29 protein-coding genes, 1 tRNA gene and 1 pseudogene are annotated in these 26404 nt (G+C 39.4%); 16 read left to right on the top strand and 15 right to left on the bottom strand.

Annotation, left to right across the window (positions count from 1 at the left end; translation table 11 throughout):
* The first annotated feature begins 33 nt into the window (after positions 1 to 33).
* Positions 34 to 1902, top strand: coding sequence for a M1 family metallopeptidase (locus AQ505_RS09355; protein ID WP_062547934.1), 1869 nt, complete (start codon positions 34 to 36; stop codon positions 1900 to 1902).
* Between the two features lie 90 nt (positions 1903 to 1992).
* Here AQ505_RS09355 and AQ505_RS09360 read toward each other — a convergent pair whose 3' ends face one another.
* A complete protein-coding gene (locus AQ505_RS09360) occupies positions 1993 to 2214 on the bottom strand; it encodes a YdeI/OmpD-associated family protein (RefSeq protein ID WP_062547935.1) in 222 nt (73 codons plus the stop codon).
* A gap of 1 nt (position 2215) precedes the next feature.
* On the bottom strand, positions 2216 to 3154 hold the full coding sequence (gene queG, locus AQ505_RS09365; protein ID WP_062547936.1) for a tRNA epoxyqueuosine(34) reductase QueG: 939 nt from the start codon (positions 3152 to 3154) through the stop codon (positions 2216 to 2218).
* A 79-nt stretch (positions 3155 to 3233) separates the two neighbouring features.
* Here queG and AQ505_RS09370 point away from each other — a divergent pair, with 79 nt between their 5' ends.
* Complete coding sequence (locus tag AQ505_RS09370) at positions 3234 to 3440, top strand: hypothetical protein (RefSeq protein WP_062550945.1); 207 nt, start codon at positions 3234 to 3236, stop codon at positions 3438 to 3440.
* 82 nt (positions 3441 to 3522) lie between these two features.
* Here the strand turns inward: AQ505_RS09370 and AQ505_RS09375 are convergent, their stop codons facing one another.
* Genes AQ505_RS09375 through pdxH form a run of 4 tightly spaced genes read right to left on the bottom strand, consistent with a single transcriptional unit; the run spans position 3523 to position 7707 of the window.
* Positions 3523 to 5031: a carbon-nitrogen hydrolase family protein gene (locus AQ505_RS09375; RefSeq protein WP_062547937.1), complete on the bottom strand. Its 1509-nt coding sequence runs from the start codon at positions 5029 to 5031 to the stop codon at positions 3523 to 3525.
* 53 nt (positions 5032 to 5084) lie between these two features.
* Positions 5085 to 6107, bottom strand: coding sequence for a Holliday junction branch migration DNA helicase RuvB (ruvB, locus tag AQ505_RS09380; protein ID WP_062547938.1), 1023 nt, complete (start codon positions 6105 to 6107; stop codon positions 5085 to 5087).
* A 35-nt stretch (positions 6108 to 6142) separates the two neighbouring features.
* The gene (locus tag AQ505_RS09385; protein ID WP_062547939.1) at positions 6143 to 7033 is read right to left on the bottom strand and encodes a 3-hydroxybutyryl-CoA dehydrogenase; all 891 of its coding nucleotides are present in this window, start codon (positions 7031 to 7033) and stop codon (positions 6143 to 6145) included.
* Positions 7034 to 7056: 23 nt separating this feature from the next.
* Positions 7057 to 7707 (bottom strand): pyridoxamine 5'-phosphate oxidase, encoded by a 651-nt coding sequence (gene pdxH / locus AQ505_RS09390; protein WP_062547940.1) that lies wholly within the window; start codon positions 7705 to 7707, stop codon positions 7057 to 7059.
* Between the two features lie 49 nt (positions 7708 to 7756).
* Here pdxH and AQ505_RS09395 point away from each other — a divergent pair, with 49 nt between their 5' ends.
* Positions 7757 to 8320: a YqgE/AlgH family protein gene (locus AQ505_RS09395; protein ID WP_062547941.1), complete on the top strand. Its 564-nt coding sequence runs from the start codon at positions 7757 to 7759 to the stop codon at positions 8318 to 8320.
* Between the two features lie 37 nt (positions 8321 to 8357).
* Here the strand turns inward: AQ505_RS09395 and purE are convergent, their stop codons facing one another.
* Both purE and AQ505_RS09405 read right to left on the bottom strand, forming a co-directional pair.
* Entirely contained in the window at positions 8358 to 8852 is a 495-nt protein-coding gene (gene purE / locus AQ505_RS09400) for a 5-(carboxyamino)imidazole ribonucleotide mutase (RefSeq protein ID WP_062547942.1), read from the bottom strand.
* Positions 8852 to 9991, bottom strand: a complete 1140-nt coding sequence (locus tag AQ505_RS09405; RefSeq protein ID WP_062547943.1) for a 5-(carboxyamino)imidazole ribonucleotide synthase — start codon at positions 9989 to 9991, stop codon at positions 8852 to 8854. The genes purE and AQ505_RS09405 overlap by 1 nt, the downstream gene beginning before the upstream one ends.
* A gap of 17 nt (positions 9992 to 10008) precedes the next feature.
* Between AQ505_RS09405 and AQ505_RS09410 the strand changes: the two genes are divergently transcribed.
* On the top strand, positions 10009 to 11238 hold the full coding sequence (locus AQ505_RS09410) for an NAD(P)/FAD-dependent oxidoreductase (protein ID WP_231635053.1): 1230 nt from the start codon (positions 10009 to 10011) through the stop codon (positions 11236 to 11238).
* A 151-nt stretch (positions 11239 to 11389) separates the two neighbouring features.
* Here the strand turns inward: AQ505_RS09410 and AQ505_RS09415 are convergent, their stop codons facing one another.
* Complete coding sequence (locus AQ505_RS09415) at positions 11390 to 12244, bottom strand: cupin-like domain-containing protein (protein WP_062547944.1); 855 nt, start codon at positions 12242 to 12244, stop codon at positions 11390 to 11392.
* Between the two features lie 153 nt (positions 12245 to 12397).
* On the opposite strand from AQ505_RS09415, the gene AQ505_RS09420 reads away from it, so the two are divergent.
* A tRNA-Leu gene (locus AQ505_RS09420) sits at positions 12398 to 12477 on the top strand.
* A gap of 773 nt (positions 12478 to 13250) precedes the next feature.
* On the opposite strand, the pseudogene AQ505_RS27350 reads toward AQ505_RS09420, so the two are convergent.
* The 5 genes and pseudogenes from AQ505_RS27350 to AQ505_RS26870 all read right to left on the bottom strand — a co-directional run.
* Positions 13251 to 13979 (bottom strand): annotated as a pseudogene (locus AQ505_RS27350) (recombinase family protein); the annotation flags it as partial.
* On the bottom strand, positions 13976 to 14281 hold the full coding sequence (locus tag AQ505_RS09425) for a hypothetical protein (protein WP_062547945.1): 306 nt from the start codon (positions 14279 to 14281) through the stop codon (positions 13976 to 13978). The gene AQ505_RS09425 and the pseudogene AQ505_RS27350, both read right to left, overlap by 4 nt.
* Before the next feature lie 560 nt (positions 14282 to 14841).
* Entirely contained in the window at positions 14842 to 15939 is a 1098-nt protein-coding gene (locus AQ505_RS09430; protein ID WP_062547946.1) for a hypothetical protein, read from the bottom strand.
* Between the two features lie 4 nt (positions 15940 to 15943).
* Positions 15944 to 16342 carry a sigma factor-like helix-turn-helix DNA-binding protein gene (locus tag AQ505_RS27355; RefSeq protein WP_157262283.1) on the bottom strand — a complete coding sequence of 133 codons (399 nt, stop codon included), beginning with the start codon at positions 16340 to 16342 and terminating at the stop codon, positions 15944 to 15946.
* The gene (locus AQ505_RS26870) at positions 16248 to 16730 is read right to left on the bottom strand and encodes a sigma-70 family RNA polymerase sigma factor (RefSeq protein WP_062547947.1); all 483 of its coding nucleotides are present in this window, start codon (positions 16728 to 16730) and stop codon (positions 16248 to 16250) included. The genes AQ505_RS27355 and AQ505_RS26870 overlap by 95 nt, the downstream gene beginning before the upstream one ends.
* Positions 16731 to 17078: 348 nt before the next feature.
* Between AQ505_RS26870 and AQ505_RS09440 the strand changes: the two genes are divergently transcribed.
* The 3 genes from AQ505_RS09440 (at position 17079) to AQ505_RS27075 (ending at position 18936) form a co-directional block, all read left to right on the top strand.
* Entirely contained in the window at positions 17079 to 17600 is a 522-nt protein-coding gene (locus AQ505_RS09440) for a transcriptional regulator (protein WP_062547948.1), read from the top strand.
* Between the two features lie 645 nt (positions 17601 to 18245).
* Positions 18246 to 18662: a transposase gene (locus AQ505_RS27070; RefSeq protein WP_250636626.1), complete on the top strand. Its 417-nt coding sequence runs from the start codon at positions 18246 to 18248 to the stop codon at positions 18660 to 18662.
* The gene (locus AQ505_RS27075; RefSeq protein ID WP_250636627.1) at positions 18595 to 18936 is read left to right on the top strand and encodes a transposase; all 342 of its coding nucleotides are present in this window, start codon (positions 18595 to 18597) and stop codon (positions 18934 to 18936) included. The genes AQ505_RS27070 and AQ505_RS27075 overlap by 68 nt, the downstream gene beginning before the upstream one ends.
* Here AQ505_RS27075 and AQ505_RS27360 read toward each other — a convergent pair.
* Complete coding sequence (locus tag AQ505_RS27360) at positions 18933 to 19211, bottom strand: recombinase family protein (RefSeq protein WP_082461474.1); 279 nt, start codon at positions 19209 to 19211, stop codon at positions 18933 to 18935. The genes AQ505_RS27075 and AQ505_RS27360 overlap by 4 nt on opposite strands.
* Positions 19212 to 19341: 130 nt before the next feature.
* On the opposite strand from AQ505_RS27360, the gene AQ505_RS26875 reads away from it, so the two are divergent.
* The 8 genes from AQ505_RS26875 (at position 19342) to AQ505_RS09480 (ending at position 26401) form a co-directional block, all read left to right on the top strand.
* On the top strand, positions 19342 to 19482 hold the full coding sequence (locus AQ505_RS26875; RefSeq protein WP_231635054.1) for a hypothetical protein: 141 nt from the start codon (positions 19342 to 19344) through the stop codon (positions 19480 to 19482).
* 130 nt (positions 19483 to 19612) lie between these two features.
* Positions 19613 to 19708 carry a relaxase/mobilization nuclease domain-containing protein gene (locus AQ505_RS26880; protein WP_231635100.1) on the top strand — a complete coding sequence of 32 codons (96 nt, stop codon included), beginning with the start codon at positions 19613 to 19615 and terminating at the stop codon, positions 19706 to 19708.
* Between the two features lie 141 nt (positions 19709 to 19849).
* A complete protein-coding gene (locus tag AQ505_RS26885) occupies positions 19850 to 20059 on the top strand; it encodes a hypothetical protein (protein WP_231635055.1) in 210 nt (69 codons plus the stop codon).
* Between the two features lie 172 nt (positions 20060 to 20231).
* Positions 20232 to 20543 (top strand): hypothetical protein, encoded by a 312-nt coding sequence (locus AQ505_RS26890; protein WP_062547951.1) that lies wholly within the window; start codon positions 20232 to 20234, stop codon positions 20541 to 20543.
* A gap of 69 nt (positions 20544 to 20612) precedes the next feature.
* On the top strand, positions 20613 to 20873 hold the full coding sequence (locus tag AQ505_RS09465; protein ID WP_062547952.1) for a YWFCY domain-containing protein: 261 nt from the start codon (positions 20613 to 20615) through the stop codon (positions 20871 to 20873).
* A 125-nt stretch (positions 20874 to 20998) separates the two neighbouring features.
* Positions 20999 to 21586, top strand: coding sequence for an RNA polymerase sigma-70 factor (locus AQ505_RS09470; protein ID WP_062547953.1), 588 nt, complete (start codon positions 20999 to 21001; stop codon positions 21584 to 21586).
* 49 nt (positions 21587 to 21635) lie between these two features.
* Positions 21636 to 22805, top strand: a complete 1170-nt coding sequence (locus AQ505_RS09475; RefSeq protein ID WP_062547954.1) for a FecR family protein — start codon at positions 21636 to 21638, stop codon at positions 22803 to 22805.
* A 296-nt stretch (positions 22806 to 23101) separates the two neighbouring features.
* Positions 23102 to 26401, top strand: a complete 3300-nt coding sequence (locus AQ505_RS09480) for a SusC/RagA family TonB-linked outer membrane protein (RefSeq protein WP_062547955.1) — start codon at positions 23102 to 23104, stop codon at positions 26399 to 26401.
* Positions 26402 to 26404 lie beyond the last annotated feature (3 nt).

Below are 26404 nucleotides of genomic sequence, written 5' to 3' on the forward strand. Positions count from 1 at the left end.
AGGCAACCTCTTTTTTGTTAAAACAATATTTATATGATGATCAAAAGAATCTCTTTCTTTATCCTTTCTATCGGATGGTCTGTTATTGCCTCTGCGCAGCAAAGTTTGCCAATTCCTCCGGAAATTCAGGCAGCTTACACTAAAGGAACCAGGGATGTTTCTGGAAAACCAGGTCCCAAATATTGGCAGAACACCGCCAATTATGATTTAAAGGTGAACTTTAACCCCGAAAGCAGAGCGTTGAAAGGAGTGGTGGAAGTTGTTTATTTTAACAATAGTCCGGATACCTTGAAACAATTGTGGTTCAAACTTTACCCAAATCTTTATAAAAAAGGGGTGGAGCGCAATACTAAATTTAATAGCCGCGACTTAAATGATGGGGTGGATATTATAGCGATGCAGGCGGATGGTCATCAGCTGGATAAGAAAGCGATTACTATTGATGGTACCAATATGCAGACTAGTATTGCTCCCCTGGCTCCTGGGAAATCTATTAAACTAAAAATCAGCTATCAATATGACTTGAATAAAGGTTCTCATATGCGTACCGGACAAGTAGATGAAGGTTCTCATTTTGTAGCCTATTTCTTCACTCGCATTGCGGTATATGATGATATTGACGGTTGGAATAAATATCCTTATACCGGAGATGTAGAGTTTTACAATGACTTCTGTAATTTCAAGGGAGAGATTACCGTTCCGAAAAACTTTGTGGTTTGGGCAACAGGTGATTTAATAAACTCAAAACAAGTGCTGCGTAAAGATATTGCAGCACGTTTGGCGAAAGCGGAAAAAGAAGATGCGGTCATAGATGTGATCAATGACCAGGACTTAGCCAATAAAGCTGTGACTGCAGATCAGGCTTATAATACCTGGAAATTTGACGCTAAAAATGTGACTGATTTTGTGTTTGCTACCAGTGACCATTACCTGTGGAAGTCAACCAGCTTAGTAGTTGATCCTAAAACGGGTAGAAGAACAAGGGTAGATGCTGCTTTTAATCCTATTCATAAAGATTACTATGAAGTGATTGATTTCGCCCGTCAAACGGTACATGCGATGAGTTATACTTTCCCAAAATGGCCTTTCCCGTATGCACATGAAACGATTTTTGATGGATTAGACCAGATGGAATATCCAATGATGGTGAACGATAATCCGGTAGAAAAAAGACAGGATGCGATCACCCTTACTGTTCATGAAATTTTTCATACGATGTTTCCTTTTTACATGGGCATCAATGAAACCAAGTACGCCTGGATGGACGAAGGCTGGGCAACCATCGGAGAATGGCTGATTGGACCAATGATCGACACCACAATGGTGGATGAATATGGGATTGCACCTACAGGGATGGCTTCAGGTACAAAAGATGACACCCCGATTGTGACTTTAACGACTGAACTAAAAGGTTCAGGAACTTTCACTAATTCTTATCCAAAACCAGGATTGGGTTATTTATTTGTGAAGGATTACCTGGGAGACGAATTGTTTCTCAAAGCGCTGCACCATTATATTAAATTGTGGAATGGGAAACACCCGATGCCTTATGATTTCTTCAACAGTATGAATGAAGGTTCTGGCAAAAACCTGAATTGGTTCTGGAAACGCTGGTTCTTTGAAGAGGGGGTTACAGATATGGCTATTGAACGCGCCGATAAAGTAGCGGATGGCTATGAGATTACCATTAAGAATAAGAGCAATAAACCTTTGCCAATTGATTTAAAATTCACTTATGATGATGATACCACTGAAGATCTTCATAAAAGTATTGGAATTTGGGAAAAAGAAGCCGATCAGGTAACGATTAAACTAAAGACAGCTAAGAAATTGGAGAAAGTGGAATTGGGCAGTGCTCATGTGCCAGATAAAGATAAATCTGATAATATGCTGCGTCTTTAATCAGCGTAATTATGATAAAAGCAATAAAAAAAGCACCATTTCATAATGGTGCTTTTTTGTTAAGCTCTATTTTTTAAGTAATGGTAATGATTAAGTCTTTAAGGTTTTTTGATTGTTCAGCAGCATCAGCAATGCTTTTTGTGCCCTCGTAGTTCTGGTTGCTTCTTGTTTTGCAGATCCTACCCAATCGCAATAACCTTGCTTATAAGATTTCGCAAGACTTTCAAAAAAGGCATTTGCAGTTGGATTTTGGTCTAATAGTAATTGAAGTTCTTCTGGTATGCCTTCAATATGTTCTCCTTTTTTGAGCATTTTAATTGGTTTTTTTTATAAAATCTATGTTCCGGGTTAAGCCTTTAAATTTTGTGCGTTTTACGGCAGAATTCTTAAATATCGTCTTGAATACATCCTCAGTAATGTCCATCCAATCTTCTTTTTTCATGTTTAGTAAAGTCTGATTGGCTTGGAATTGAGGTTCAGTATGTGGCGCAGAAAATCTGTTCCAAGGGCATACATCCTGACATATATCACAGCCAAACATCCAGTTTTCCATTTTATCATTAAATGATTTCGGAATTTCTTCTCTAAGTTCTATGGTGAGGTAAGAAATACATTTTTTTGCATCAATAATAAATGGGGATAAGATGGCATCGGTAGGGCAGGCATCAATACATTTTGTACAGGTACCACAATGGTCTGTTTGAAAAGGCTGGTCATATTCCAGCTCGAGGTCTACGATCAGTTCGGCGAGAAAAAAGAAAGAACCGCTTTTTTTATTGATGAGGTTACTGTTTTTTCCTATCCAGCCGATACCGGCACGTTTTGCCCAGGCACGGTCTAAAACGGGAGCTGAATCTACAAAAGCGCGACCAGACACCTCACCGATTTCCTCCGAGATAAAGTTCAGTAATTGAAAAAGTTTCTCTTTGATCACCAGATGGTAATCCATGCCATAAGCATATTTAGATATTTTTGGTGCTTCTGGATCTTGCTGCTGACTTTCCGGATAATAGTTGAGCGTCAAAGAAATAACAGATTTTGCGTCATCCACCAATAGCCTTGGATCCAGCCTTTTGTCGAAATGATTCTCCATATAATTCATTTCTCCATGGTGCTGATTTTTTAGCCAATTTTCCAATCTTGGTGCTTCGTCCTCCAGAAAATCGGCTTTGGCAATGCCGCATTGCATGAAGCCTAGTCGGAGGGCCTCCGCTTTAATTAACGCACTATATCTTGCCGAATTGTTCAACATCTGGTACAAAGATAGGATTTACGAATAAAACCTTTTAAAAGATGTGCTGTTATTAATGTAGACCAAATCTATGAACACAATGGAAAATCAAAATGATCAGGATGGCCAGGAGCCACTAAAACCACATAAGCCAATAGAAACAGATTACGCCAAGCATCAGGAAGATCCCGGACCTTCCCGCGAAGCTGTGCATGAATATGATAAGAATGGGGCAGCAGTTGCGCTAAAATGGATTATTCCATTATTGATTATTGCCTTGCTCATTTACTGGCTGTTTTTTAAGTAGCACCAGAACCATAATTGGCTATGGTGCTACGCTGAGCTTATCATTTATAATAGGAAGTTCAAGCTAATTTCAGGGGCGTTTATTATTTAAGTAAACGAACTTCGTAAAGATCTTTTCGTCGATCTTTCAGGATTCTTACCGTTCCAAAGTGATGGATTTCATCTAACAGGTGTAGATCCACATCCACTACCAACATCATTTCTGTATTCGGTGTCGTTTCTGCTTTTACCGCATTGGTTGGGAAAGCAAAATCTGATGGTGTAAATACCGCGGATTGTGCAAACTGGATATCCATGTTGTTTACCTTAGGTAAATTACCTACGCAACCTGCAATAGCGACATAACATTCGTTTTCTATTGCTCTTGCCTGTGCACATCTTCTTACCCTGGTATAACCGTTTTGAGTATCTGTAAGGAAGGGTACAAATAGGATCTGCATGCCCTGATCGGCATAAATTCTGCTCAGTTCCGGGAACTCCACATCATAACAGATCAGAATTCCTACTTTACCACAGTCGGTATCAAAAACCTGGATTTTATCTCCACCTACCATTCCGTAGTATTTCTGCTCGTTTGGCGTGATGTGAATCTTTCTGAATTCATCTGTTTTTCCGCTTCTATGGCATAAGTAAGTCACATTGTAGAGCTTGTTGTTCTCCAATACGGGCATACTTCCGGAGATGATATTTACATTATAGGATACGGCATATTCCTGCATTCTATCCACAATCTCTTCCGTAAATTCTGCTAATTTTCGCATGGCCTCCATTTCTGGAAGGTCGTTGTAAGGTTCCAGTAATGGCGTGTTAAAGAATTCAGGGAACATGATAAAGTCCGACTGGTATCCGCTTACTGCATCCACAAAGAATTTCACTTGCTCATAAAAGCCTTCAATATCTGGGAATAAACGCATTTGCCATTGCACCAATCCGATTCTAATCGTTTTTGCAGAACGTGCAGAAGCATCCACACCTCTATAATAAATGTTATTCCACTCTAAAAGCGTTGCATAATCTTTAGATTCATGATCTCCTGGAAGGTAGTTTTTCAATACTTTTCTAACGTGAAAATCATTAGAAAGCTGGAAGGTAAGGGTAGGGTCGAAAATCTCTTTCGCTTTTACCTTGTCGATATATTGCCTGGGGGTTAAAGTATCTGCGTATTGGTGGTAATTTGGAATTCTGCCACCGGCAACAATACTTTTCAGGTTTAAAGTTTCGCAAAGTTCTTTTCTGGCTTCATATAACCTACGTCCTAATCTTAGTCCACGGTATTCCGGATGTACAAAAATTTCTATGCCATAGAGTACATCGCCTTCTCTGTCGTGTGTAGAAAAGGAATAGTCGCCGGTAATGTTTTTGTAAGTATGTTTATCGCCATATTCGTCGTAATCTACAATAATAGATAAGGAACAAGCTACTACTTTATCATCTACGGAGATGCAGAGCTGACCTTCAGGGAATAGTTTAAGCAATCTTTCGATGCTGGCTTTGCTCCATATTTGTCCGCCTAATGTATCGTAGGCCTGGCTCATGGATTCCTTTAAATCATTATAATCTGCTAAAGTGAGTTTTCTTAATTCTATGTTCATATACCTAAGTTTAGATAATGAACACAGAAATGATGCCTAAAGCGGTTAATCGACTAAAATAGTTGACCTGTATGTCCTGGGAAGTTCTTTTGAAGATGTTTATAGGCGGCTTCAGTGACCTCTCTTCCACGGGAAGTACGCATCAGAAAGCCTTCCTGAATCAAGAAAGGTTCATAAACTTCTTCGATGGTACCTTCATCTTCACCTACGGCAGTGGCAATGGTTTTTAGACCTACCGGACCGCCTTTAAACTTGTCGATAATGGTGACCAGGATTCTATTGTCCATTTCGTCCAATCCGTGCTCATCTACGTTTAATGCTTTTAGTGCGTATCTGGAAATGGCGGTATCAATTTGTCCATTACCTTTAATTTGCGCAAAATCACGGGTACGTCTGAGTAAAGCATTGGCAATACGAGGTGTTCCCCTGCTTCGGCGTGCAATCTCATAGGCACCTTCTTCGGTGATGGGTGTTTTTAGAATGTCTGAAGAGCGCAGCACGATGGTGGTCAGTAGTTTCGCGTCGTAATAAGCCAGGCGGGAGTTGATTCCAAACCTCGCTCTTAGCGGCGCTGTCAATAATCCGGAACGGGTAGTGGCACCTACTAAAGTGAAAGGGTTGAGGCTGATTTGTACGGAACGGGCATTAGGGCCGCTTTCCAGCATGATATCGATCTTAAAATCCTCCATTGCAGAATACAGGTATTCTTCTACCAATGGGCTCAGCCTGTGAATCTCATCAATAAATAGAATATCTCCTTCATCCAGGCCGGTTAATAAACCAGCAAGGTCGCCGGGTTTATCCAGTACCGGACCTGAGGTGACTTTAATTCCAACGCCCATTTCATTGGCAATGATATAGGATAGGGTGGTTTTGCCAAGTCCCGGAGGACCATGTAATAAAACATGGTCTAAAGGTTCTCCGCGTAACTTTGCAGCCTCTACAAAGATCTTTAGGTTCTCCATGATCTTTTCCTGTCCTGTAAAGTCTTCAAATGCCTGCGGACGCAATACTTTTTCAATATCGCGTTCAATAGGGGTTAAACTTTCAGCGTTCGGGTCCAGATTCTCGTTCATGGGGTAAAGTTAGTATAAATGGCTTAAAATTGATATTATTTGCTAAATTTATTAGCCACAACGGCATCTTTTATGCCATTTGAATAGTTGTAAAAGCCTTCTCCGGATTTTACTCCTTTGTTTCCGGCAGTCACCATATTGACCAATAGTGGGCATGGTGCATACTTAGGATTCCCAAAACCATCATGCAAGACGTTTAATATCGCCAGACAAACATCAAGGCCGATAAAATCTGCCAGTTGAAGTGGTCCCATTGGATGTGCCATTCCCAGTTTCATTACCGTATCAATTTCGGCCACGCCAGCCACACTTTCGTATAGTGTATAAATTGCTTCATTGATCATCGGCATCAAAATACGGTTGGCAACAAATCCAGGATAGTCGTTCACTTCTACAGGCGTTTTGGCCAGTTTAGTCGACAATTCCATGACGATCGCAGTGGTTTCATTACTGGTCGCATACCCTCTGATCACTTCAACCAGTTTCATCACTGGAACAGGATTCATGAAATGCATACCAATCACTTTATCGCCGCGATTGGTTACGGAAGCTATTTTAGTAATAGAAATAGAAGAAGTATTGCTGGCCAGTATGGCTTCTGGCTTGGCAAAGCCGTCGAGGTCTTTAAAGATTTTCAGTTTAAGGTCCAGATTTTCTGTAGCGGCTTCTACGATCAGGTCAGCATCGGCAACGCCAGCCTTCATATCTGTAAAATTAACGATGTTTTTAAGCGTATTTGCTTTATCGGCTTCCGTAATCGTACCTTTAGCCACCTGGCGATCCAAATTCTTAGCAATCGTTGAAATGGCACGTTCTAAAGCCTCATTGTTGACATCAATTAAGTTTACCTGATAACCAAACTGCGCAAAAGTATGCGCGATTCCATTGCCCATTGTTCCTGAGCCAATCACTGCGATGTTCTTCATTTATGTTTCTTTAAGGTAATAAGTTATGGTGCTAATCTATTGATAATCCATGAACCTTCCACTAAATGGTAATTTATTCGGTCGTGAAGTCGACTTGGGCGACCCTGCCAGAATTCAATATGCGTTGGGCTGAGTAAATATCCTCCCCAATGCAGCGGACGAGGGATTTCCTGGCCTTCTAATTCAGCGGTTAATTGTTTCACCTTTTCTTCTAATACTGCTCTATTTGGAATTACACTGCTTTGTGGCGAGGCTGTAGCTCCAATCTGACTACCTACCGGACGTGAGTGAAAATAAGCTGTAGAATCTTCTGCTGCGATTTTGTTCACTAAACCGTCAATACGTACTTGTCTTTCCAGCTCTGGCCAGAAGAATACTAAAGAAGCTTGCGGGTTTTCTGCCAGGTCCTTTCCTTTATCACTGTTGTAATTGGTAAAGAAGACAAAGCCATCTTCATCGAATCCTTTGAGCAGTAGAATGCGTGCGGAGGGTTTTCCGCTGGCATTTGCCGTTGCGAGGGTCATCACATTTGGTTCAAATAATTTGGCCTCTACCGCTTCGGTAAACCATTTCTTGAATTGCAGGATGGGATTGCTTTCCACATCAGTTTCGGCCAGTTCTGCTGAGCGATATTCCTGTCTTAGGTCTTGTAGATTTTGTTTATTCAGCTCCATGTACAAAAATAGGTTTTAGTTTATTTAATATTATCACTAAATTTCCGAAATGTTAAGTCGATTAGCGCCATCAGCAGGTAAATTGTTAATTTCAGAGCCATTTTTAATGGACCCTAACTTTAAACGTTCTGTAGTTTTTATGACGGAGCATCAGGAAGAGGGAACGGTTGGTTTTATTTTAAACCATAAAAGTTCTTTGTTGCTGAGTGATTTGGTGCCTGATTTTACAGGAGGAGATTTTCCCGTTTTTCTGGGCGGACCGGTTGCCGTGGATACGATTCATTTCATTCATCGCTGTGCGAATCTGTTAACAGATGGGGAGGAAATTGCAAAGGGGATTTATTGGGGGGGTAATTTTGAGGCTTTAAAGGTGCTGGTGAACAGTCATCATATTAAACCGGAAGACATTAAGTTTTTTATTGGCTATTCTGGATGGTCTGGAGAACAGCTGGAAGAAGAAATGAAAGAGAATACCTGGATTGTATCCGACCAGTTTGATGCTGATTTGGTATTCTCTAACAATGAAGAGGAGCTGTGGAAGGAAGTGATCATTAACCTCGGACCTAAATATGCCCATGTTAGTAATTTTCCTCAGAATCCTAATCTGAATTAACTGAAATCGGACCTGATAGATCCGATCTTAAGATAGTTTATGAGTAATTTTCAAGATCGATTGCGCTTTCTTCAATCTTTTTCTTTAAATCATCTTTATACTGCTGCATTTTTGCAGAAAGGTCAGCATTTGCAGTCGCTAAGATTTGTACTGCTAATAAGCCTGCATTCTTAGCTGCGTTTAGTGCTACGGTAGCCACAGGAATACCATTTGGCATTTGAAGGATAGAAAGGATAGAATCCCATCCATCAATAGAATTAGATGATTTTACCGGTACGCCAATTACAGGCAGGGTAGTGATTGAAGCCACCATTCCAGGTAAATGTGCTGCACCACCTGCTCCCGCGATGATTACTTTTAAACCTCGTGATGCTGCGTCTTTGGCGTATTCGAACATTTTTTCAGGCGTACGGTGAGCAGACACAACGGTCATTTCAAATTGGATACCGAATTCTTTCATGACATCGGCTGCGTCTTTCATGATATGAAGGTCAGACTTGCTGCCCATTATAATACCTACTTGTATGCTCATTAGGAAATAACTTTTAGTGTTTCTTTGATGTAATTGGCTTTTTCAATTGCTTTCTCGCGGTTTTGATCCACAATCGTGATGTGTCCCATTTTGCGGAAAGGTTTGGTGTATTTTTTACCGTAAAGGTGAACGTAAACGCCTTCAATGGCCATTACTTTTTCTAATCCTTTATATTTCGCTACACCATTGTGGTTTTTCTCTCCCAATAGGTTGATCATCACCGCATTATTTGTAGCGCGGGTATCTCCCAGTGGAAGGTTGAATATCGCACGTAAATGCTGGTTAAACTGCGACACGTAGTTACCTTCAATGGTTTGGTGTCCGCTGTTGTGTGGACGAGGTGCTAATTCATTGACTAAAATTTCTCCTGATCTGGTCACAAACATTTCTACCGCCAATAAGCCAGTGATGTTTAATGAAGTTGCAATATTTTTTGCAATGATTTCTGCTCTTTCCTGAATTGCTTCCGGGTAAGTAGAAGGAGAAATCAGGAATTCTACCAGGTTTGCCTCGGCATTGAATTCCATTTCCACCATTGGGAAGGTTTTCATATCGCCGTTAGGATTTCTGGAAACAATGACTGCGATTTCTTTTTCAAAATCTACCAGTTCTTCGATTAAACATGGGGCATCGAAAGCGTTATCAATGTCTGCCAGGTTGTTTATTTTCATTACTCCTTTGCCATCATAACCATCTTTACGCTGTTTCAGTATATAAGGGAATGGAATGTGGCTATTGCGCATGTCTTCTTTGGTATTTACCAATTGGAAAGGTGCAGTAGGGATGTTGTTTTCTTTAAAAAATTGTTTTTGAACACCTTTGTCCTGAATCAGACGGATTACCCTAGATTGTGGGTAAACTAATTTTCCTTCTTTTTCCAGTTGTTCCAGTGCCTCAATATTTACCTTTTCTATTTCAATAGTAATGATGTCTGCTTTCTTGCCGAAGTTATAAACGGTGTCGAAATCAGTAATAGAACCACATTCAAAGTAGTTTGCGAGGTGTTTACATGGAGCGTCTGTATCCGGATCTAAAATTAAAGTGGTTAAATTATAATTGATGGCTTCCTGGATCAACATCCTGCCCAATTGACCGCCACCTAATATGCCTAATTTTAAATCACTTATTTGTTTTGCCATATCGATATGAAAAAGTTATGCTTATTTTGCACAAAAATAACAATATAAACGGATTGATGGAGGCAGATGCTATAATTATTGGTGCTGGAGCATGCGGTTTAATGTGTGCAGTACAAGCGGGCTATTTGGGAAAGCGAGTAATATTGTTGGAAAAAAACGATAAACCAGGTGCAAAAATTTTGATTTCCGGCGGAGGTAGGTGCAACTATACCAACCTGTTTGCCAGTGATGAACAGTTTATTTCTAACAACAAACATTTTTCAAAATCGGCATTTACACAGTGGACAGTCGAGGATACGATCAGTTTTTTTGAGACTTACGGCATCAGCGGAAAAGAGAAAACTTTAGGACAACTTTTTCCTGATGGCAAGAATGCAAAAGATATTGTGGCTGCATTTACAGAGATTTGTAATGATTTTGGTCAGCAGATTATTTGTGATGCACAGGTGACGGGCATCGAGCAAACCGCCGATGGTTTTTCGGTGAGCTTTGATAAAGCAAACAAATCGAAAACTTTGAAAGCGCCGAAATTGGTGATTGCTACAGGAGGCTTGCCAATTCCAAAAATGGGCGCCACGGATTTCGCCTTGCGATTTGCCAGGAAACATGGCTTAAATATCATAGAAACGGCTCCTGCGTTGGTGCCATTGACGATTACGGGAAAAGATGAGGACTGGTATGCTGCTTTATCGGGGAATACTGTATGCTGTGAAGTCAGCAATGACCGCATCTCTTTTGAGGAGAATATTTTGTTTACGCACTGGGGATTAAGCGGTCCGGCGATCTTACAGATTTCTTCGTATTGGAGAAGAGGGGAATCGATCAATATTGACTTGCTGCCCAAACAATCTATCATGGAATTGATCGAGGAAGAACGGAAGTTTAATGGGAAGCTATTGCTTTCGACCTTGCTCAACCGTTATTATCCAAAGAAATTCACGGATGCACTGGGGAAATTCCTTCCTTTAGAGAAGCAGGTGGCTGCTTTGACGAAAATAGAATTGGAAACGATTCAGCAGACCATTCATTTTTTCAAGGTGAAACCGGCCGGAGATAAAGGATACGATAAAGCGGAAGTGATGAGGGGCGGTATTGATACGAATGAGTTGTCGTCTAAAACACTAGAATGTAAAAGCATTCCAGGATTATATTTTGGCGGGGAATGCCTGGATGTAACCGGATGGCTAGGAGGATATAATTTCCAATGGGCCTGGGCAAATGGTTATGTGATTGCGCAAAACATTTAAAACTTACTGAAAAGGCGTCTGGCTTTAGACCAATTGGTCGTAAATAAAGCAAATATCAATTCGAAAATAACTTCCATAAGTAGTTGATTTAGAATACGAATATAAGTTTAACAAAGCTGGATTCCAATAGTTTGGGATCCAGCTTTTTATTTTAAAATTTCATTCCCATAAGTTCACCTAACTTAAAAGCGTTTCCAATCGCTGTTGCAGCGCCATAATCTAAGATTGCACGGTACTTGTTGTGGTATTTTTTATACACGTATACATCTCTTCTCCAGGCTTTATAATTGGAGCTATTCACCTGATCGATAATCGTAGAAATATTCTGACCATGCGCTTTCGTAGTGTGCCATATTCCACTTGGGATATATAGTACTTCTCCTGCTCTTAAAGTAATGGTGGTAGGGGTGGCCTCTCTGAACCTGGGGTATTTTTCGTAATCAGGGTTAGAGATATCTATTGGCGATCTCGATTCTAATAACCCGCCTTTTCCAGGATACATTAATTCTTCCTGATCCCTTGGGAAAATAATCACATCTTTTTCACCATACAGCTGAATCAGCCAGGCATGAACATCATAAGCGTCTTTATGGACTGAATAATGATTACCTGCACCGCCAATGTGTAAATCCATCCCGTTTCCTAGTTTATTCTTCAGGATTTTGTGGTTCAGCCAATTCGGTTTTACCAAGGTCATGTCCATGGGATCCATGTATCCCAGGATTTCCGGAAGCTGGGTGAGGATGTTGAACTTAACAGGGTATGGGGCTGGGTTTTCTTTAGTGCTATTGGCTGTTAAATCCAGCAATTCCGATATCGTGTATTGCTTGTTGGAAAACCAAGTGGTTCGGTCACCAAAATTTTTTCTGAAAAATTCGGGTGTAAAAATTAGATTGGATTTCCATACCTGGGTTGCATTTTCAAGGATGACCGGAATACCGGGTTTTTGATACTTCTCTATGAATTCCGTGTAAGAGAGGTCTTTCCTTCTTTCAATTGTTGTCATACGTTCCCTATGTTGAGCTATTGTTTGCGCAAACATTGAAATACCAGGTGTAAAAAGGTATAAGAATTTTGCGTTAATCCCTATATGAAGTTAAGTATTTTTTAGAATAGTTAAAAACATATTATATATTTGCGACCCGCTAAGGAAATAAATGCCCGGATGGCGGAATTGGTAGACGCGCTGGTCTCAAACACCTGTGGGAAACCGTGCCGGTTCGACTCCGGCTCCGGGTACATACCGGACTGATGTCCGAAGAATCAAAGGGTTGCTCGTAAAGAAGCAACCCTTTTTTATTGATTCTCTGGAGGTTATGCCGGAAGTTCGGGTCGATGAAAGCGGTTCTAAGTAGACCCCCAGCCCATACCAGATTATCTTTGAACACCCCCCTCACAATCGCATGTTTTTGAAAGATGTTACATTTTTCATAGATCTCAAAAATATTGGTAAGCGCGGGCAGAACCCGATCAATCAGACTGTCTATTTCTATTTTTTGTTTGGGATTTCCATTGAGGCTCATTTCCAATGTTGCTTTTTCTTCTTGATATTTTTTAAACCAGGTCTGATAAGTTGAATTTTCGATGTGATTATTCATGAATTTCTCTTCCAACTCTAGAATTTTGACATTAATTGCGCTGATCGCATTGAGTTTTTCTTTTAATGTTTCCTGTTTTTGTTTTAGCGGCTCAGCTAATAATGCTTTTGAAGCGAGCCTAAGAAATTCTACTTGCTGCGGTTCAAAGCAAATGTCTTTAAGGACTTCGTCAAATTGTTCATGCAATAATTTACCTGGTACATTCACGCTGGTATGGATATGGCATCTATAATATAGATAGTATTGCCTTCTCCCTTTTGACCATCCAGCAGTCATACTTTGTCCACACCAGCATTTTAAAACTCCTCTTAAGGGGAATTCTTCGTCGGGACGTACTTTCTCCGGACGTTTGTTGTTGAGCATTTTGTTTGCTGTCCAGTATTCAGCTTCTGTGATTATTGGTTTATGAATGCCCTTGACATATTTTTCAGGTAAATCTTTAAGGGCAGGAACTTTAATTAATCCAGCATACAGGCAGTTGTTCAATATATCATGAATGGCGCTGTTTCCTTTGTTGGAGAATCCCATAGCCCTAACTGTTTTGTAGATGATGTAAGGAGCAATGCCAAGCAGGTAATCATTAAATATTCTTTCTACAATAATGGCTTGGTTTTGATCGATCTGGATATGATTCTTTTTTGAGCCATCATTAATGTTTTTATAGCCATAAGGCGCGCGTCCAAGATAGCGTCCGTTTTCTTTAGCATTTCTTATCCCTTGCCTGGTTCTGTTGCGGATGGTGAAAAGTTCTTTATTGGCAATCATGTAATCAAAAGCTCTTTTCATGAATACATCTGGATCAGATGTATCCAGATCCACCCGTTCATTTGTAGATAGCACTTTAACCCCATGAGTGCTTTCCAGATCTGCAATTTTCATTAAAGCTTCAGGTAGATTACGGCTGAAACGGTCATGATCCAATACAATGAGGTATTGGCATTCCCCTTTAAACTTCTTTAGGAAGTCCTCTAAGGCGCGATAATCTGGCCGGTCGAAGGTATAGCTGTCTTGTCCGTTATCTTTAAATAGCGCAATTATATTTAAGTTATTCCTTCGGCAATACTCTCGCACCGTCGATTCCTGGTATTCTAAAGATTTTGACTGGTCTTTGGTGCTTAATCTCAGGTATCCAATAGCGTTCATGCTTCCTCCTTTAATATGATTTGAATTATAATTTGTGCGAACAAGGTCAATAAGACCTGCTCGCTTTGACTAAACTTATGTTCGCTTTTTTCCAGTACTTTTTGAACTGGCAAGGGCAAAAAATCAAGTATGTACCCTTCGTCTGGTATCAAGATTATTTCTGGTTTGATGATTTTTGGATTTTCCTTTATTGCTGCCATAAAAACTGTTTTCAGCAATTTGAGTTTAATCTCAGTTTCTTTGTCCCATATGGGAGAATTACATTTCGTTAACAGAATTTTCTGCGATTTACCTTGGTTCATTTTCAGAACTTTAACTCTTTTCGTAGTCCAATTTTCTTAAAAAAAATTGGAGCAAGCGGAAGTTGGGCAGTGCCTCACTTTTCCCTCCTGGCGCTATCGCTAAGGGGGTATGGGATATACTCCGGATATATCCTGCTAGCCTTTGGCTAGTTTAAGCGCACAAAAGAGTATATCCATGGATATATCCACAGCCAAAATTTGGCAATGATTTAGTTTAATTATGTTTTAATTTCTTCAACAGCATAGCTCTACGAAAATCATTGATGTCCCTGAAATATTATACTATAAATAATTCCTCTCCTTAATAGATTGGAATTACAGCAGCCCGTTGTATAATCGATGACAATTTTAGTGAGCATCATTTGATCTCACCCTACGGCTGTACAAGCAGCCTCTTATATTTTTAAATTCATTTAAGATAGTATTTGTCAAGATCTTAAGTGAAGCCCAACATTGTCTATGTACTCAAAGAATTCCTACTCTTGTGGTTTCCTCCTGAACATTTAGTGAGTACAGATTTTGTCTCACTCTATGGCTGTACAAGCAGCCTCAAAAATTATTTATTCCACTATTAATTGTATGCCTGCTTTTTCAGCTTTATAATTTATTTTGTCTTTCAGACTGTAATAACTCCAGTTCTGCAACAGAAAAGGGTCTTGTTTTGCGATTTCTTCCTTTTGTTCCTGATTGACCAGAATTAAAGTAGCGGCCTCATGTTTTACGCAAAGGTCTATTAGCATACGACTGTATAGGTGTAATTTATACTCTACATACCTTTTCTCCTGATGTTGATAGTCTTCTAAACTTTTTAGCTTTCTTTTTTTGCCATGACCACCTCTGTTAAAAGTAACCGCTTTTTTTACCCTATAGATGGCAGCCTGTATGGCTAATCTACGGTGCAAGAATTCTTCTTTATTACCAATGGCGTATTGGTTATTACCAATTTTAACATTAACTGGATGTTCAATGGAAAGAGCGGCTTCTGCAATTACAGCGGTATCCAAAACATGTTGCTCTTTTTCAATTTCGATGACTGCTAATAAAAATATTTTACTCTTATCCAACTGGATATTGCTGGTAAGGAGTTTCATCGTCCCATTCTTGATTCTGTTCAGAATAACCTTTTTATCTGATTTATCTTTCCCTAGATAGGTTCGGAATGGAATTTTAAAGAGTTTAAAACAGAAGTTTCTGTGGTCAGGTGTATGGTCTATTTTTGTAATTGCTTCACCAGCAAAGGGCAGTGGAATGTCCTTTTTGTAATTTCTCAGAGATTTTTCACCTTTCCAATAGGCGACTTTCTCTTTATTAAAGTTTGCCAGCAATGTACTATTTAAGTTGCTAAGGATATTTGTTGGAATATGACCTTTAAAATGATTAGAGAGGAGTCGGTAGGTGGTGTTTATTCGGGAAGACTTGAGGATACCATTCGGTTCTTTTTTTTCGTCAGCAATTTTAAGTTTGATTTCATCTGTTAAGTAGAAGAAGTCTTTGACTTGTTCTTGTACAAAATGATGGGTCATAATCATGTTGGCAGAACGAAAACAGATCCATTGCCAATGGTATAGTTTTTCTTTAATTTCCTTGACAAAATGAGGGTCATCAGAATCGATCAGTAGCTGGATCTTGCGGGTGATAATTATTTTATTATTTTCCATGGCATTACATTTTTACCTTTTTTATCTTGGTATAAGCCTGTACAAAAACCTTTTGAATATGATTTTGACTTAGGTTTAATGTTCTGGCAATTTCTTCAAAGCTGTATTGAAGCTCATAGCGCATATGTAGAATTGTAGATTGCTCTTCGCATAGATCGCCTTCGAATTTGACCTTATTGGTTTTTCCGACAGTATTGAGCTTCTGGCTATTCTTTAAAATAGATTTTAAAGATTCCAGTGTTTTTTCAACTGTTTTTGCTACCTGATAATCTGTTATGCCGCCAACATGCCATGCGATGCGTTCATAGCTAAATGAATACTTTATGCAGAGTCGTATGAATAACTGCTGGTTTTCGGGAAGGTTGGGAAGCACACTTTCCACCGGCCTCCATTGCTCGCTCATATTGGTATAGTGTATCAGTTTCTTCTTCTTCCCAAGGGTTGTATCCACCTATATATTCCTGGTAATTTTCTAAATCATCCAGTTTTAGCATGTTTCGCTGGAATTTAGTGTTGGAAGTTTTGTAATAAGCTTTGCAACCGTCTGAAGTCCATTTTTTAACAAATGTTTCAATATGAGCTGGGTCACTAATACTCTTTCTGATTAGCCAGAGTCTGAGAAAAGCGTCATTAACAATACAATCAGCATTGGTGTCGTCCTTTATATATCTTAAGCCTTTAAAATATAATGATGGATACAGGAGTTTGTAGAAAAAGTCAAGTCCCTTTTCATTTCCTTCTTGAAATTTGTTGAAATAATACTGCTGGTCAGTTAGCTTTTTACTTTTCATGCTCGTAGTTTATACGAGTCTTATTGGAACTTGTGCTCAAAAAATAAGGGAGAGACACTATCTCCAATCAGTTCCCGGGGTCTAACTCCCATAAACGTGATTTTCAACGATAGTGCCCACTCCCTTATCGCGCAAATATAGCACAATATGGTATGTGGGCATAATTTATCGCTCTCCGTTTATTTTAAATGTTAGACTTGGGAACGTGAGACTCTTTATTATACCTTAAAACGTTATTAACTTTTTCAACCTTAAATCATAAATCAAATATAACAAAGAAAACTTGTATATGCAATTCATTCTTATTTAAGTTCATAATTGCATTATAATTATTATTCTTTTTGATTGATGTCGAAAAGAGCGAAAATTTATGAAGCTGGTGGAGTGAAACAGATTATAGGGGCGAAATTGAAAGATAGACGCCTATTACTGGAGTATTCACTAAGCGATATTTCTGATATGACAGACTTTTCAAAATCAACCGTCATTAATTTAGAGAAAGGGATCGCTACTAATTTGGATTATTACATTGGCTACGCTAAGGCGGTCGACTTGAAACTCCCAAAGTTATTCGACATTCCAATTCTATATAAACCAAAGTATGAGCTTTCTGAAGATAAAAAGAATAGAATATTTTTATCAAAAAAAATGCGGCAATTATATGCTAAGCATGATTTCTTTAGAAATAATGTGACTGTGGATGATATTATATTGCATTTTGAAAAGACCAGTGAATTAAACAGATCCAGGAAATTGAGCATAGATGTTTCTAGGATATTACTGAACTGGGTAGAAGATGGAGTTTTATATATTGCTGAAAAGCGGGGGCGTATCAATGTTTATTGTAAAGCTGAAAAGCTGCCAGGTTGATATCTATGTATTTCTCCGACGCTCATTTGTGACTTGCGAAATCCCCTAGCTCAAAATGCCTATAATGTTCCCGCCTTTAGTAATTATGGAATAGGGTAGATAATGCGGAAGATCGCTCCTTATTTGTGTTGGTTTTGTCTTGACCTCACCCTGTTCAAAATATTTCAAGTGAAAGAAGCAACTTTTAATAAAATTGTAATTGACAATATCGATCGGTAAGGCTTTTTCCCTCAGATTGTAATTCAAGACTTTCCTATCCGTGGGCATAAAGTGTTTTTTCATATCCGCAGACGCCGATGGCTCAATACAGAAACGTCCAAGGTGATTTAACGGAATTGGACTTTAGTAGAAAAGGGAACGCGAATGACTGGAGATTTCGCGGCTTTTTTAAAAGAAATCAATCGATACAGCGCCGAGTAGCGTTGATGCCATCAGGTCATTCTATGGTGTAAGAGTTAAGAATCTACTTCGTCAATATCGTGATTACCTCAGTGACTTTAAAAGCTGGGATCAAAAATCGCATGCAAAAAAGTGACTGTTATATCCGGAAAATCTTGGTGAACAGCTTTCTATAGACGAGACCAGTCTATCCCATGGTGAACTTTACAACATCCTTACCAACAAAGCCGCAAAACCGTTATTTCCGTGTTGAAAAGAATACAGGAAAGGGCAAGAAAAAAGGTCACTGAAGTCAACTTGGATATGGCTGGTAACATGGAATTGATCTGCAAACGTTGTTTTCCGCAAGCAACCAGAGTGACCGATCGGTTTCATGTACAGAAACTGGCTACCGAGGCACTACAGGAAATGCGGATCAAATACAGATGGGAAGCTATGGATCAGGAAAATGAGGCTATAGAAAGATCAAAAAAGACAGGTAGGCCATTTCAAGCGGAAGTACTCTATAATGGAGATACCATCAAGCAGTTGCTTGCCCGTAGGAGATATGTATTGTATAAAAAGCCTTCTGCCTGGATAGAAAGTCAAAAGGATCGTGCAGAGCTCTTATTCGAGAGGTTTCCCGATCTTAAAAACAGCCTATGGCCTCAGTTTTGGGCTTAGTCAAATCTTTGAAAATACAACTGACAAAATCTTTGCATTGGCCAGACTGGCCAAATGGCATGAAAAAGTAAGGCAAACAGGATTTAAAGTCTTCAATACAGTTGCAAGATCTATACAGAACCATTATCAGACTATATTGAATTACTTTGACAACAGATCTAATAATGCTGCCGCAGAATCTTTTAATGCAAAAATAGAGGCTTTCAGAAATCTGTTTAGAGGTGTGAAAAACATAGAATTCTTCCTGTACAGACTAACTCAATTGTATGCTTAACAACAGAAAATCAGTCTTGCTCCACAACATTTGGGATTGATCCTATCCAGATCAACACGTTCATTTGTGGATAGGACTTTAACGCCATGATTTCTTTCCAGATCTGCAATTTTCATTAAAGCCTCCCGTAGATTACGGCTGAAGCGGTCATGATCCAGTACAATGAGGTATTGACATTCTCCCTTAAACTTCTTTAAGAAGTCCTCTAAGGCACGATAATCGGGGCGATCGAATGTATAACTATCCTCGCCATTATCTTTAAATACAGCAATTATGTTTAAGTTATTTCTTCTGTACTTCTGAAACCGAAAGGTCTTTTCACTCTATTAAAACTGCTGAAACATATAAATCTATTGAACCAAAAATAGATCTTCTTATGGTGATCGTTTCAAAACTCGATGACAAATGGTTACAATAATAAAAACAGGAACCAGCATAAGAGGTGTACTTCATTATAATGAAAACAAAGTTGCGGATGGGGAAGTGAAGTTAATTCTGGCAAGTGGCTTTGCTGGTGAAATTGAGAATATGACTTATTCAAAATAAGGTACCTCGGTTTCAGCTTTTAACGGAGTTAAAACCAAGTGTTGAAACGAATGCTTTGCACATATCCTGAAATTTTGATGCGTCTGAAAATATCAGTAGCGCTAAGATGCAGGATATTGCAATAGCTTATATGGAACGTATTGGATTAGGTGATCAACCTTTTTTAGTATACCGACATAATGATGCAGGTCACCAACACTTGCACATAGCAACGGTTAGTATATAAAGGGATGGTGAAGCCCTTAAGACCCATAATATCGGCAGAGATTTATCTGAACCCGCTAGAAAGTCTATAGAAAAGGATTTTAATATAGTTGTTGCGGAACGCAAAGTGTACAAGCAAGAGCCAAGTATTAAACCTGCTGATTTGAAACAAGTAAAATATGGGAGGTTATCAACCAAACGCCAAATTAGTAACGTTTTAGCGGGTGTTATAAATGAGTATAAATTCACCTCACTCGCAGAGTTTAATGCAGTGCTTAAGCAGTTTAATGTTATTGCTGATCGTGGTAAAGAAGATTCGGAAATGTTCCAAAACAAGGGATTGATTTATTCTTTAGTTGGTGTTAATGGCTAGAAAGTTGGAATTCCGATTAAATCAAGTTCATTTTACATTAAGCCTACTTTACGCAATCTGGAGTCTAAATTCGAGAAGAACAAAGAAAAACGCAATCCATTTAAACAGAATCTAATTGAACGGATTAATAAGGTATTCACAAAGTATGAGTGTATCAAAAAGGAAACCTTAATTGGCTGAACTTAAAAAGGACGGAATAAACCTAGTCTTACATCAAAATGTTCACGGCCGTATTTATGGTACTACTTTCATTGACCATCAAAATAAAGCCGTTTTTAATGGAAGTGATTTAGGGAAGCTTTACACTGCTAATGCCATGATTGAACGGATTAGCTCGGAAGATAGAATTAGATCATTCTTAAAGCCTGTAATCCAACAAAAAATATATCTAAAAGCACATTCGGATAAACTTCTGGATAATTACTTACAGAAAACAGCGTCAACAAATTTCCTCAGGGATTCGCTTGATAAATTTCCAACCTGACTATACCACGAATATTAAACGCAAAAAGAAGAAGAAAAAAAAGAGGATTAACCTTATAAAACGAAATTTATGAACACCGGAGAAGATAGCCAGAGCTTGCGAAAAATCATAGAATTTACAAGACTCATTAGCATTTTTATCTTAAGCATTCATTTTTATATCTGTTGTTATGTCGCATTTAAACAATGGGGATTCACAGTCGAAATTACTGACCGCTTAATTTCAAATATCGCCAAAACCGGCTTATTTGATAACTTAATAACACCCAAGTTAGCAGCTTTACTATTTCTAGCAATATCCCTTTTAGGAGTTAAAGGAAAAAAGGACTAGAAAATACAAAAGAAGGCAATTGTTGCATATATAATTAGTGGGCTGATTTTATACTTTGTGAGTGTTTTTTGCTTATAATTTGGACATTTCGATTTTGCGATTATATATTGTAAATTGGTCCTTTCATGCTACAGCCAAATGCATTCAACGACCAGGATCTAGTCGCGTTATTAAAAACGGACGAACAAGTTGCACTTAAGTGTATTTATGATAAATACTGGGAAAATTTATATCTGGCTGCCTTTAACATCATAAGGGATGAAGCCCAAAGTAAGGACATAGTCCAGGACGTCTTGTTGCAAATGTGGATACGCAGAAACGATGTGGCGATCTTAACGCTGAAATCTTACCTGTTTTCAGCGGTGCGTTATAAAGTACTAACCCATATTAAATGTGCAGACAACCGTAAGGTCTTTGTGGAACCAGGTGAGCTTGAACAGCTGGCGGGTAGCACGGAGTTGTCAGATCGTTTGAATGAACACGATATTAATGAGATACTTGAACAAGTAGTTGTTACTTTGCCAGGGCGGTGCCGGGAAATTTTTCTTTTGAGCAGAAAGCAATTCCTCAGTAATAAACAGATTGGAGAGCGCTTGGGAATTAGTGTGAAAACCGTAGAAAACCAGATGACAATTGCGCTAAAGCACCTTCGTGCAGCCATGAATGAATATCTTTTCTGGGCATGCCTGCTCTTTGAAATTGGCATCAGATAAAAAATAATTTCTTTTTGGGGGTTGTGCCATTCTATTCAGACGTATAGTTATGAATAAGATTATAACTGATCAGGAATTCAGGATATTGGCGATTAAATGTCAGGATGGAACAGCAACGGAAGAAGAGATAGAGGCTTTTGAAGCCGCCTATACTCTGCTGTTAAAAAGGTATAAAGGATGGGATAGCGAGTTGATGGGGCCTAAAGAAGCAGTAAAGACAGAGATGTTTACTGTGCTTATGGATAATGTATCGACGTTAAAAAGACGCAGTATCAGGTTAAATTTCTTTAAATATGCCTCAGCTGCCATCCTGCTCTTAACACTCGGGATAGGTTCCTATTTTTATTTTAAACCGAATTCATTATCCCAGCTTCAAAACTCAACCGCATTTGACGTATTACCAGGCAGTAATAAAGCAGTACTTACGCTTGCTGACGGTAAGAAGATCATCCTTACGGATGTAAAAAATGGAGAATTGGCAAAGCAGACAGGTCTTAGTATCACAAAATCCAAAGATGGACAGATCATTTATAAAGTGACAGAGGAGGCTGGGCAAAGGTCAGGCCAAATCTCCTACAATACTATTGAAACGCCCAGAGGAGGTCAATACGAGGTTGTGCTGCAGGATGGGACTAAGGTGTGGCTTAATGCAGGGTCCTCTTTGAAGTTCCCTACATCCTTTGTTGGCGCTGAACGTAAGGTAGAACTAAGTGGTGAAGGCTATTTCGAAGTTGCGCATAATAAATTAAAACCATTTAAAGTGATTTCCTCAGTAAATGCGATAAAGCAAGAAATAGAGGTGCTAGGTACTCAGTTTAACGTAAACGTTTATGGAGATGAATCGTCGGCGAAGACAACGCTGCTGGAAGGTTCTGTGAGAATTAATGCTAATGGAGATAAACGGGTGTTACATCCAGGTCAGCAATCAGTGTTGAAAGCGAACGGAGTAATGAATATGGCAGAAGTAGATGTTGAAGAAGCCGTGGCCTGGAAAAATGGGTACTTCCTGTGTAATGATGAGAGTATGGAAAGTATTATGCGTAAAGTTTCCAGATGGTACGATGTGGATGTAGTTTACCAGAGTGAGGCACTCAAAGCACATTTATTTAGCGGAAGGTTATCCAGATATAATAATGTATCCAAAGTGTTGAAGGTTATAGAACTCACCAATGCTGTGCATTTTAAAATCACTAACGATAAAATATTCGTCGTTAATTAATTCTAATTTATAAATCACCAAATATTTAACCTAAAAACCAACAACCATGAAAGCAAAAGATTCCTGAGAAAATGTAGCCCGAATCAGGACATAAAAAACAGGGATGCTACCAACATCCCTGAGTCTATCTGATCAATTAACAGAGTGTCTAAACCATTTTAATTTAAACAGATTACCAAATGTATAAAATTTATACTAAGATTTTGTGCTGGCCTGACCGCCGCATGCTAAAATTGCTATTGATCATGTATGACGGTTTACCAGTCTTACATGCATCATATAAAAGACGATTGATAATGAGCATTAAACTGACCATAGTGATGTTGATTACAACTTTGATGCAGGTGAGTGCCAGCTCGTTTGCACAAAGATTGAATTTACAACAAAAAGATGTAAGCCTTAAAGAGGTCTTTACAGAGATTAAAAAGCAAACCGGATATGATGTTTTCTATAGAGAAGGCAAGTTGAACTCCAAACAGAGAATCCATGCTAATTTTAACAATGCCTCGTTGCAGGAGGTGATGAAAGTTTGTTTATCAAAACAGGCCATGGATTTTGTGCTTTTTGAAAAAACCATTGTAATTAAAGAAAAAGATCAGTTTGGTTTGTCTGCCTCTAATCTGCAGGCCTGGGTCAGCATCACCGGTAAGGTCATAGATAGTAAAGGTCAGCCTTTTCCTGGAGTAGGTGTAAAGCTAAAGGGGACTTCGAATTCGACGAATACTGATACAGATGGAAACTATGTGCTTACCGGACCCGATGAGACTGGGACACTGGTGTTTAGTTATATGGGTTATGCAACCCAGGAAATTAATATAACTGCAGGAAGTAAAACCATTAATGTTACCATGCAGGAAGAACCCAAGAATCTTAGTGAGGTTGTTGTGGTGGCCTATGGAACTCAAAAGAAGTCCAGTCTTACTGCTGCGGTTTCGACTGTTAAAATGGATGATATAAGAAATATACCCAGACCAAATATACTTCAATCCTTATCAGGCCGGGTACCTGGTTTAACCGTTCACGAAACGAATGGTGAACCTGGAAGTTCTCCTGAAATTTTGGTCCGTGGTATTGGAACTATTGACGGAAACGATAATGGTCCCCTTGTGCTGATTGACGGAAGTCCCAGTACTGGTCTTTCCAATCTTGCTCCAGCTGATATTGAAAGTATTTCAGTATTGAAAGATGCCGCTGCAGCGGCCATTTATGGCTCCCGAGCTGCAAATGGGGTGCTTTTAGTTACTACTAAGCGTGGTGGACAAATGGATAAGGCGGTGATAGAATTCAATACCTACGCTGGAATTCAATCGCCTACCCGATTTCCCAAGACGGTGAGTTCTTTCGAATATGCAACATTAGTGAATGAAGCCATGAGCAATGAGGGCAAGGCGCCAGTTTACAATGAGAATGACCTGAGGTTATTTAAGGACGGGACAGACCCTGTCATGCATGCCAATACCAACTGGCTGGAAGAAGTTACGCAAAAGCAAGCTCCAATAGTGAATAACTACCTGAGTGCAAGCGGAAATAGCGCGATAGGAAGATACTTTGTGTCGGGAGAGTATATGTATCAGAAAGGTTCCATCAAACACATAGACAATTTTAACCGCGTTAACCTCAGAGCAAATATAACCAGCAAGATCAGCGATAAGCTGGAACTGCAAATGCTGACCTCTTATCAGACCTCTAAAAGAGATGCTGATGGGGTAATGAACATATTCAGTAATGTACTGAGGGCATCACCCACAGCTGCCGTACGATACCCGAATGGATATTACGGAGGAACCATGTTTGCCAATGGCAATTACTTATGGAAAACAGGAAACCAGGTACAGGTTATTGAGAACTATGGTCCTGTCGACTACAGGAAATCAACCTATACCATCAATGGAAGCTTGCAATACAAACCGATAGAGCCGCTTACCTTAAAATTGATGAGCGTTTATCAGGCGGGTAATGATGAATATAGTTCGTACCAGGGTAAGTTTGAAACGTATGACTTTTTTGATCGTACATTGGAGATCGGTCGCAACAGTTTGACTGAAAAATGGACTAAAAGAAATAAGTATGACCTTCAGGCCACAGCGACCTATGAAAAAAGATTCGGAAAGCATTATCTGAATGTGCTGACGGGATATTCACAGGAATTATTCAGAGAGGATCGAATCAATGCATACAGAGGTGATTTCATTAACGATGAGCTTTTTGAATTGGGTGCCGGAGATGCAGCGACGCAAACCAATGGAGGAGGCGCAGACCACTGGGCATTCATGTCGGGTTTTGGACGTCTGACCTATAATTTTAATGAAAAATACCTCTTTGAAGCGACCGGAAGATATGACGGATCTTCAAGGCTGGCAGCTGGAAATCGATGGGATTTCTTCCCTTCCGTTTCCGCTGGCTGGAACATACAGAAAGAAGGTTTCATGAAGAATATAAAATGGCTCGACGTGCTGAAATTCCGTGCATCGATTGGAACCCTCGGTAATGCAGAAAAATTAGGTTTCTATGAACCTTACCCAAGACTGAACGTGGGACCGAAATACAGCTTCAATGATAAGCAGGTAGTAGGTGTACTTTACGGTAATCCCGCCAATCCTGAGCTTACCTGGGAAACTTCAACCACCTATAATCTCGGTTTGGATGCCAGTATAAAAAATGGTTTACTGGGTTTTGAATTAGATATCTGGCAAAAGAGGACTAATGACATCCTGCTGACTGTTCCCGTGTCTTCTATCGTAGGTTTACCTAAGGCGGAAGTAACCACAAATGCAGGGAAAGTGGGGAGTCATGGGTTCGATTTGATCCTTACTCATCAGAAACAGGTAAATGATGATTTCAGTTACAATGCTTCATTTACCATATCAGGTTGGAGAAGCTGGGTTATTGACCTGAAAGACAGAGCCACTCCCTTTGGTTCGCTAAGGCCTACGGGTGACCTTGGTGACTACTATGGTTATGAGGCTACAGGAATCATCAACTCTGATCAACAGCTGGCCAATTACAGAAATCTTGACGGTGTTCCCCCTCAGATCGGCATGGGTGATTTGATGTACAAAGATCAGAATGGTGACGGTAAAATAGATTACATGGACCAGGTAAAAATCGGTAACAGGTATGTCAAAACGCAGTATGGTCTAAATTTAGGGTTTAAATATAAATCCTTCGACCTGGGAGTGCTATTTCAGGGTACTTTCAATACCGATAGGGTATGGGATGGCTATACCCGGAATGTACTGATGAACTACAATTCGCCACTTGCGCTTCACCTGGACCGCTGGACTCCGGAAAATAGAAACGCTGATGCCAGCATTCCACGTTTGCTGCAAAACTATGCACACAACAGGGAAAATTCGAGCTGGTGGATAAAATCAGGAGAGTACATTCGCTTGAAGAACCTTCAATTGGGATATACTTTGCCTTCAAATGTGTTGCGTAAGCTCAAGGTTCAAAGTTTACGCGCCTATTTTGCTGCAACAAACCTGCTGACTTACGCTCCTGATTATGTAGATGGTTTTGATCCTGAACGGGACATCTATGACCAATGGTATCCAAATTATACAGTTGTTTCTTTGGGACTTAACTTAAGATTTTAATTG

The organism is Pedobacter sp. PACM 27299 (genome assembly GCF_001412655.1).
In the GTDB taxonomy this organism is placed as follows: Bacteria; Bacteroidota; Bacteroidia; order Sphingobacteriales; family Sphingobacteriaceae; genus Pedobacter.

Bases quoted from the DNA above. Each gene is read 5' to 3' on its own strand.
- AQ505_RS09410 (WP_231635053.1), top strand. From the start codon at position 10,009: ATGCTTATTTTGCACAAAAATAACAATATAAACGGATTGATGGAGGCA.
- AQ505_RS09480 (WP_062547955.1), top strand. From the start codon at position 23,102: ATGAGCATTAAACTGACCATAGTGATGTTGATTACAACTTTGATGCAG.
- AQ505_RS09465 (WP_062547952.1), top strand. From the start codon at position 20,613: ATGAACACCGGAGAAGATAGCCAGAGCTTGCGAAAAATCATAGAATTT.
- pdxH (WP_062547940.1), bottom strand. From the start codon at position 7,707: ATGGAGCTGAATAAACAAAATCTACAAGACCTAAGACAGGAATATCGC.
- AQ505_RS09385 (WP_062547939.1), bottom strand. From the start codon at position 7,033: ATGAAGAACATCGCAGTGATTGGCTCAGGAACAATGGGCAATGGAATC.
- AQ505_RS09475 (WP_062547954.1), top strand. From the start codon at position 21,636: ATGAATAAGATTATAACTGATCAGGAATTCAGGATATTGGCGATTAAA.
- purE (WP_062547942.1), bottom strand. From the start codon at position 8,852: ATGAGCATACAAGTAGGTATTATAATGGGCAGCAAGTCTGACCTTCAT.
- AQ505_RS26875 (WP_231635054.1), top strand. From the start codon at position 19,342: ATGGTTACAATAATAAAAACAGGAACCAGCATAAGAGGTGTACTTCAT.
- AQ505_RS09355 (WP_062547934.1), top strand. From the start codon at position 34: ATGATGATCAAAAGAATCTCTTTCTTTATCCTTTCTATCGGATGGTCT.
- AQ505_RS09430 (WP_062547946.1), bottom strand. From the start codon at position 15,939: ATGGAAAATAATAAAATAATTATCACCCGCAAGATCCAGCTACTGATC.
- AQ505_RS09440 (WP_062547948.1), top strand. From the start codon at position 17,079: ATGTCGAAAAGAGCGAAAATTTATGAAGCTGGTGGAGTGAAACAGATT.
- ruvB (WP_062547938.1), bottom strand. From the start codon at position 6,107: ATGAACGAGAATCTGGACCCGAACGCTGAAAGTTTAACCCCTATTGAA.
- AQ505_RS09370 (WP_062550945.1), top strand. From the start codon at position 3,234: ATGGAAAATCAAAATGATCAGGATGGCCAGGAGCCACTAAAACCACAT.
- AQ505_RS27355 (WP_157262283.1), bottom strand. From the start codon at position 16,342: ATGAGCGAGCAATGGAGGCCGGTGGAAAGTGTGCTTCCCAACCTTCCC.
- AQ505_RS26870 (WP_062547947.1), bottom strand. From the start codon at position 16,730: ATGAAAAGTAAAAAGCTAACTGACCAGCAGTATTATTTCAACAAATTT.
- AQ505_RS09405 (WP_062547943.1), bottom strand. From the start codon at position 9,991: ATGGCAAAACAAATAAGTGATTTAAAATTAGGCATATTAGGTGGCGGT.
- AQ505_RS09375 (WP_062547937.1), bottom strand. From the start codon at position 5,031: ATGAACATAGAATTAAGAAAACTCACTTTAGCAGATTATAATGATTTA.
- AQ505_RS09360 (WP_062547935.1), bottom strand. From the start codon at position 2,214: ATGCTCAAAAAAGGAGAACATATTGAAGGCATACCAGAAGAACTTCAA.
- AQ505_RS26880 (WP_231635100.1), top strand. From the start codon at position 19,613: ATGGAACGTATTGGATTAGGTGATCAACCTTTTTTAGTATACCGACAT.
- queG (WP_062547936.1), bottom strand. From the start codon at position 3,154: ATGTTGAACAATTCGGCAAGATATAGTGCGTTAATTAAAGCGGAGGCC.
- AQ505_RS09415 (WP_062547944.1), bottom strand. From the start codon at position 12,244: ATGACAACAATTGAAAGAAGGAAAGACCTCTCTTACACGGAATTCATA.
- AQ505_RS09395 (WP_062547941.1), top strand. From the start codon at position 7,757: ATGTTAAGTCGATTAGCGCCATCAGCAGGTAAATTGTTAATTTCAGAG.
- AQ505_RS09425 (WP_062547945.1), bottom strand. From the start codon at position 14,281: ATGAACCAAGGTAAATCGCAGAAAATTCTGTTAACGAAATGTAATTCT.
- AQ505_RS09470 (WP_062547953.1), top strand. From the start codon at position 20,999: ATGCTACAGCCAAATGCATTCAACGACCAGGATCTAGTCGCGTTATTA.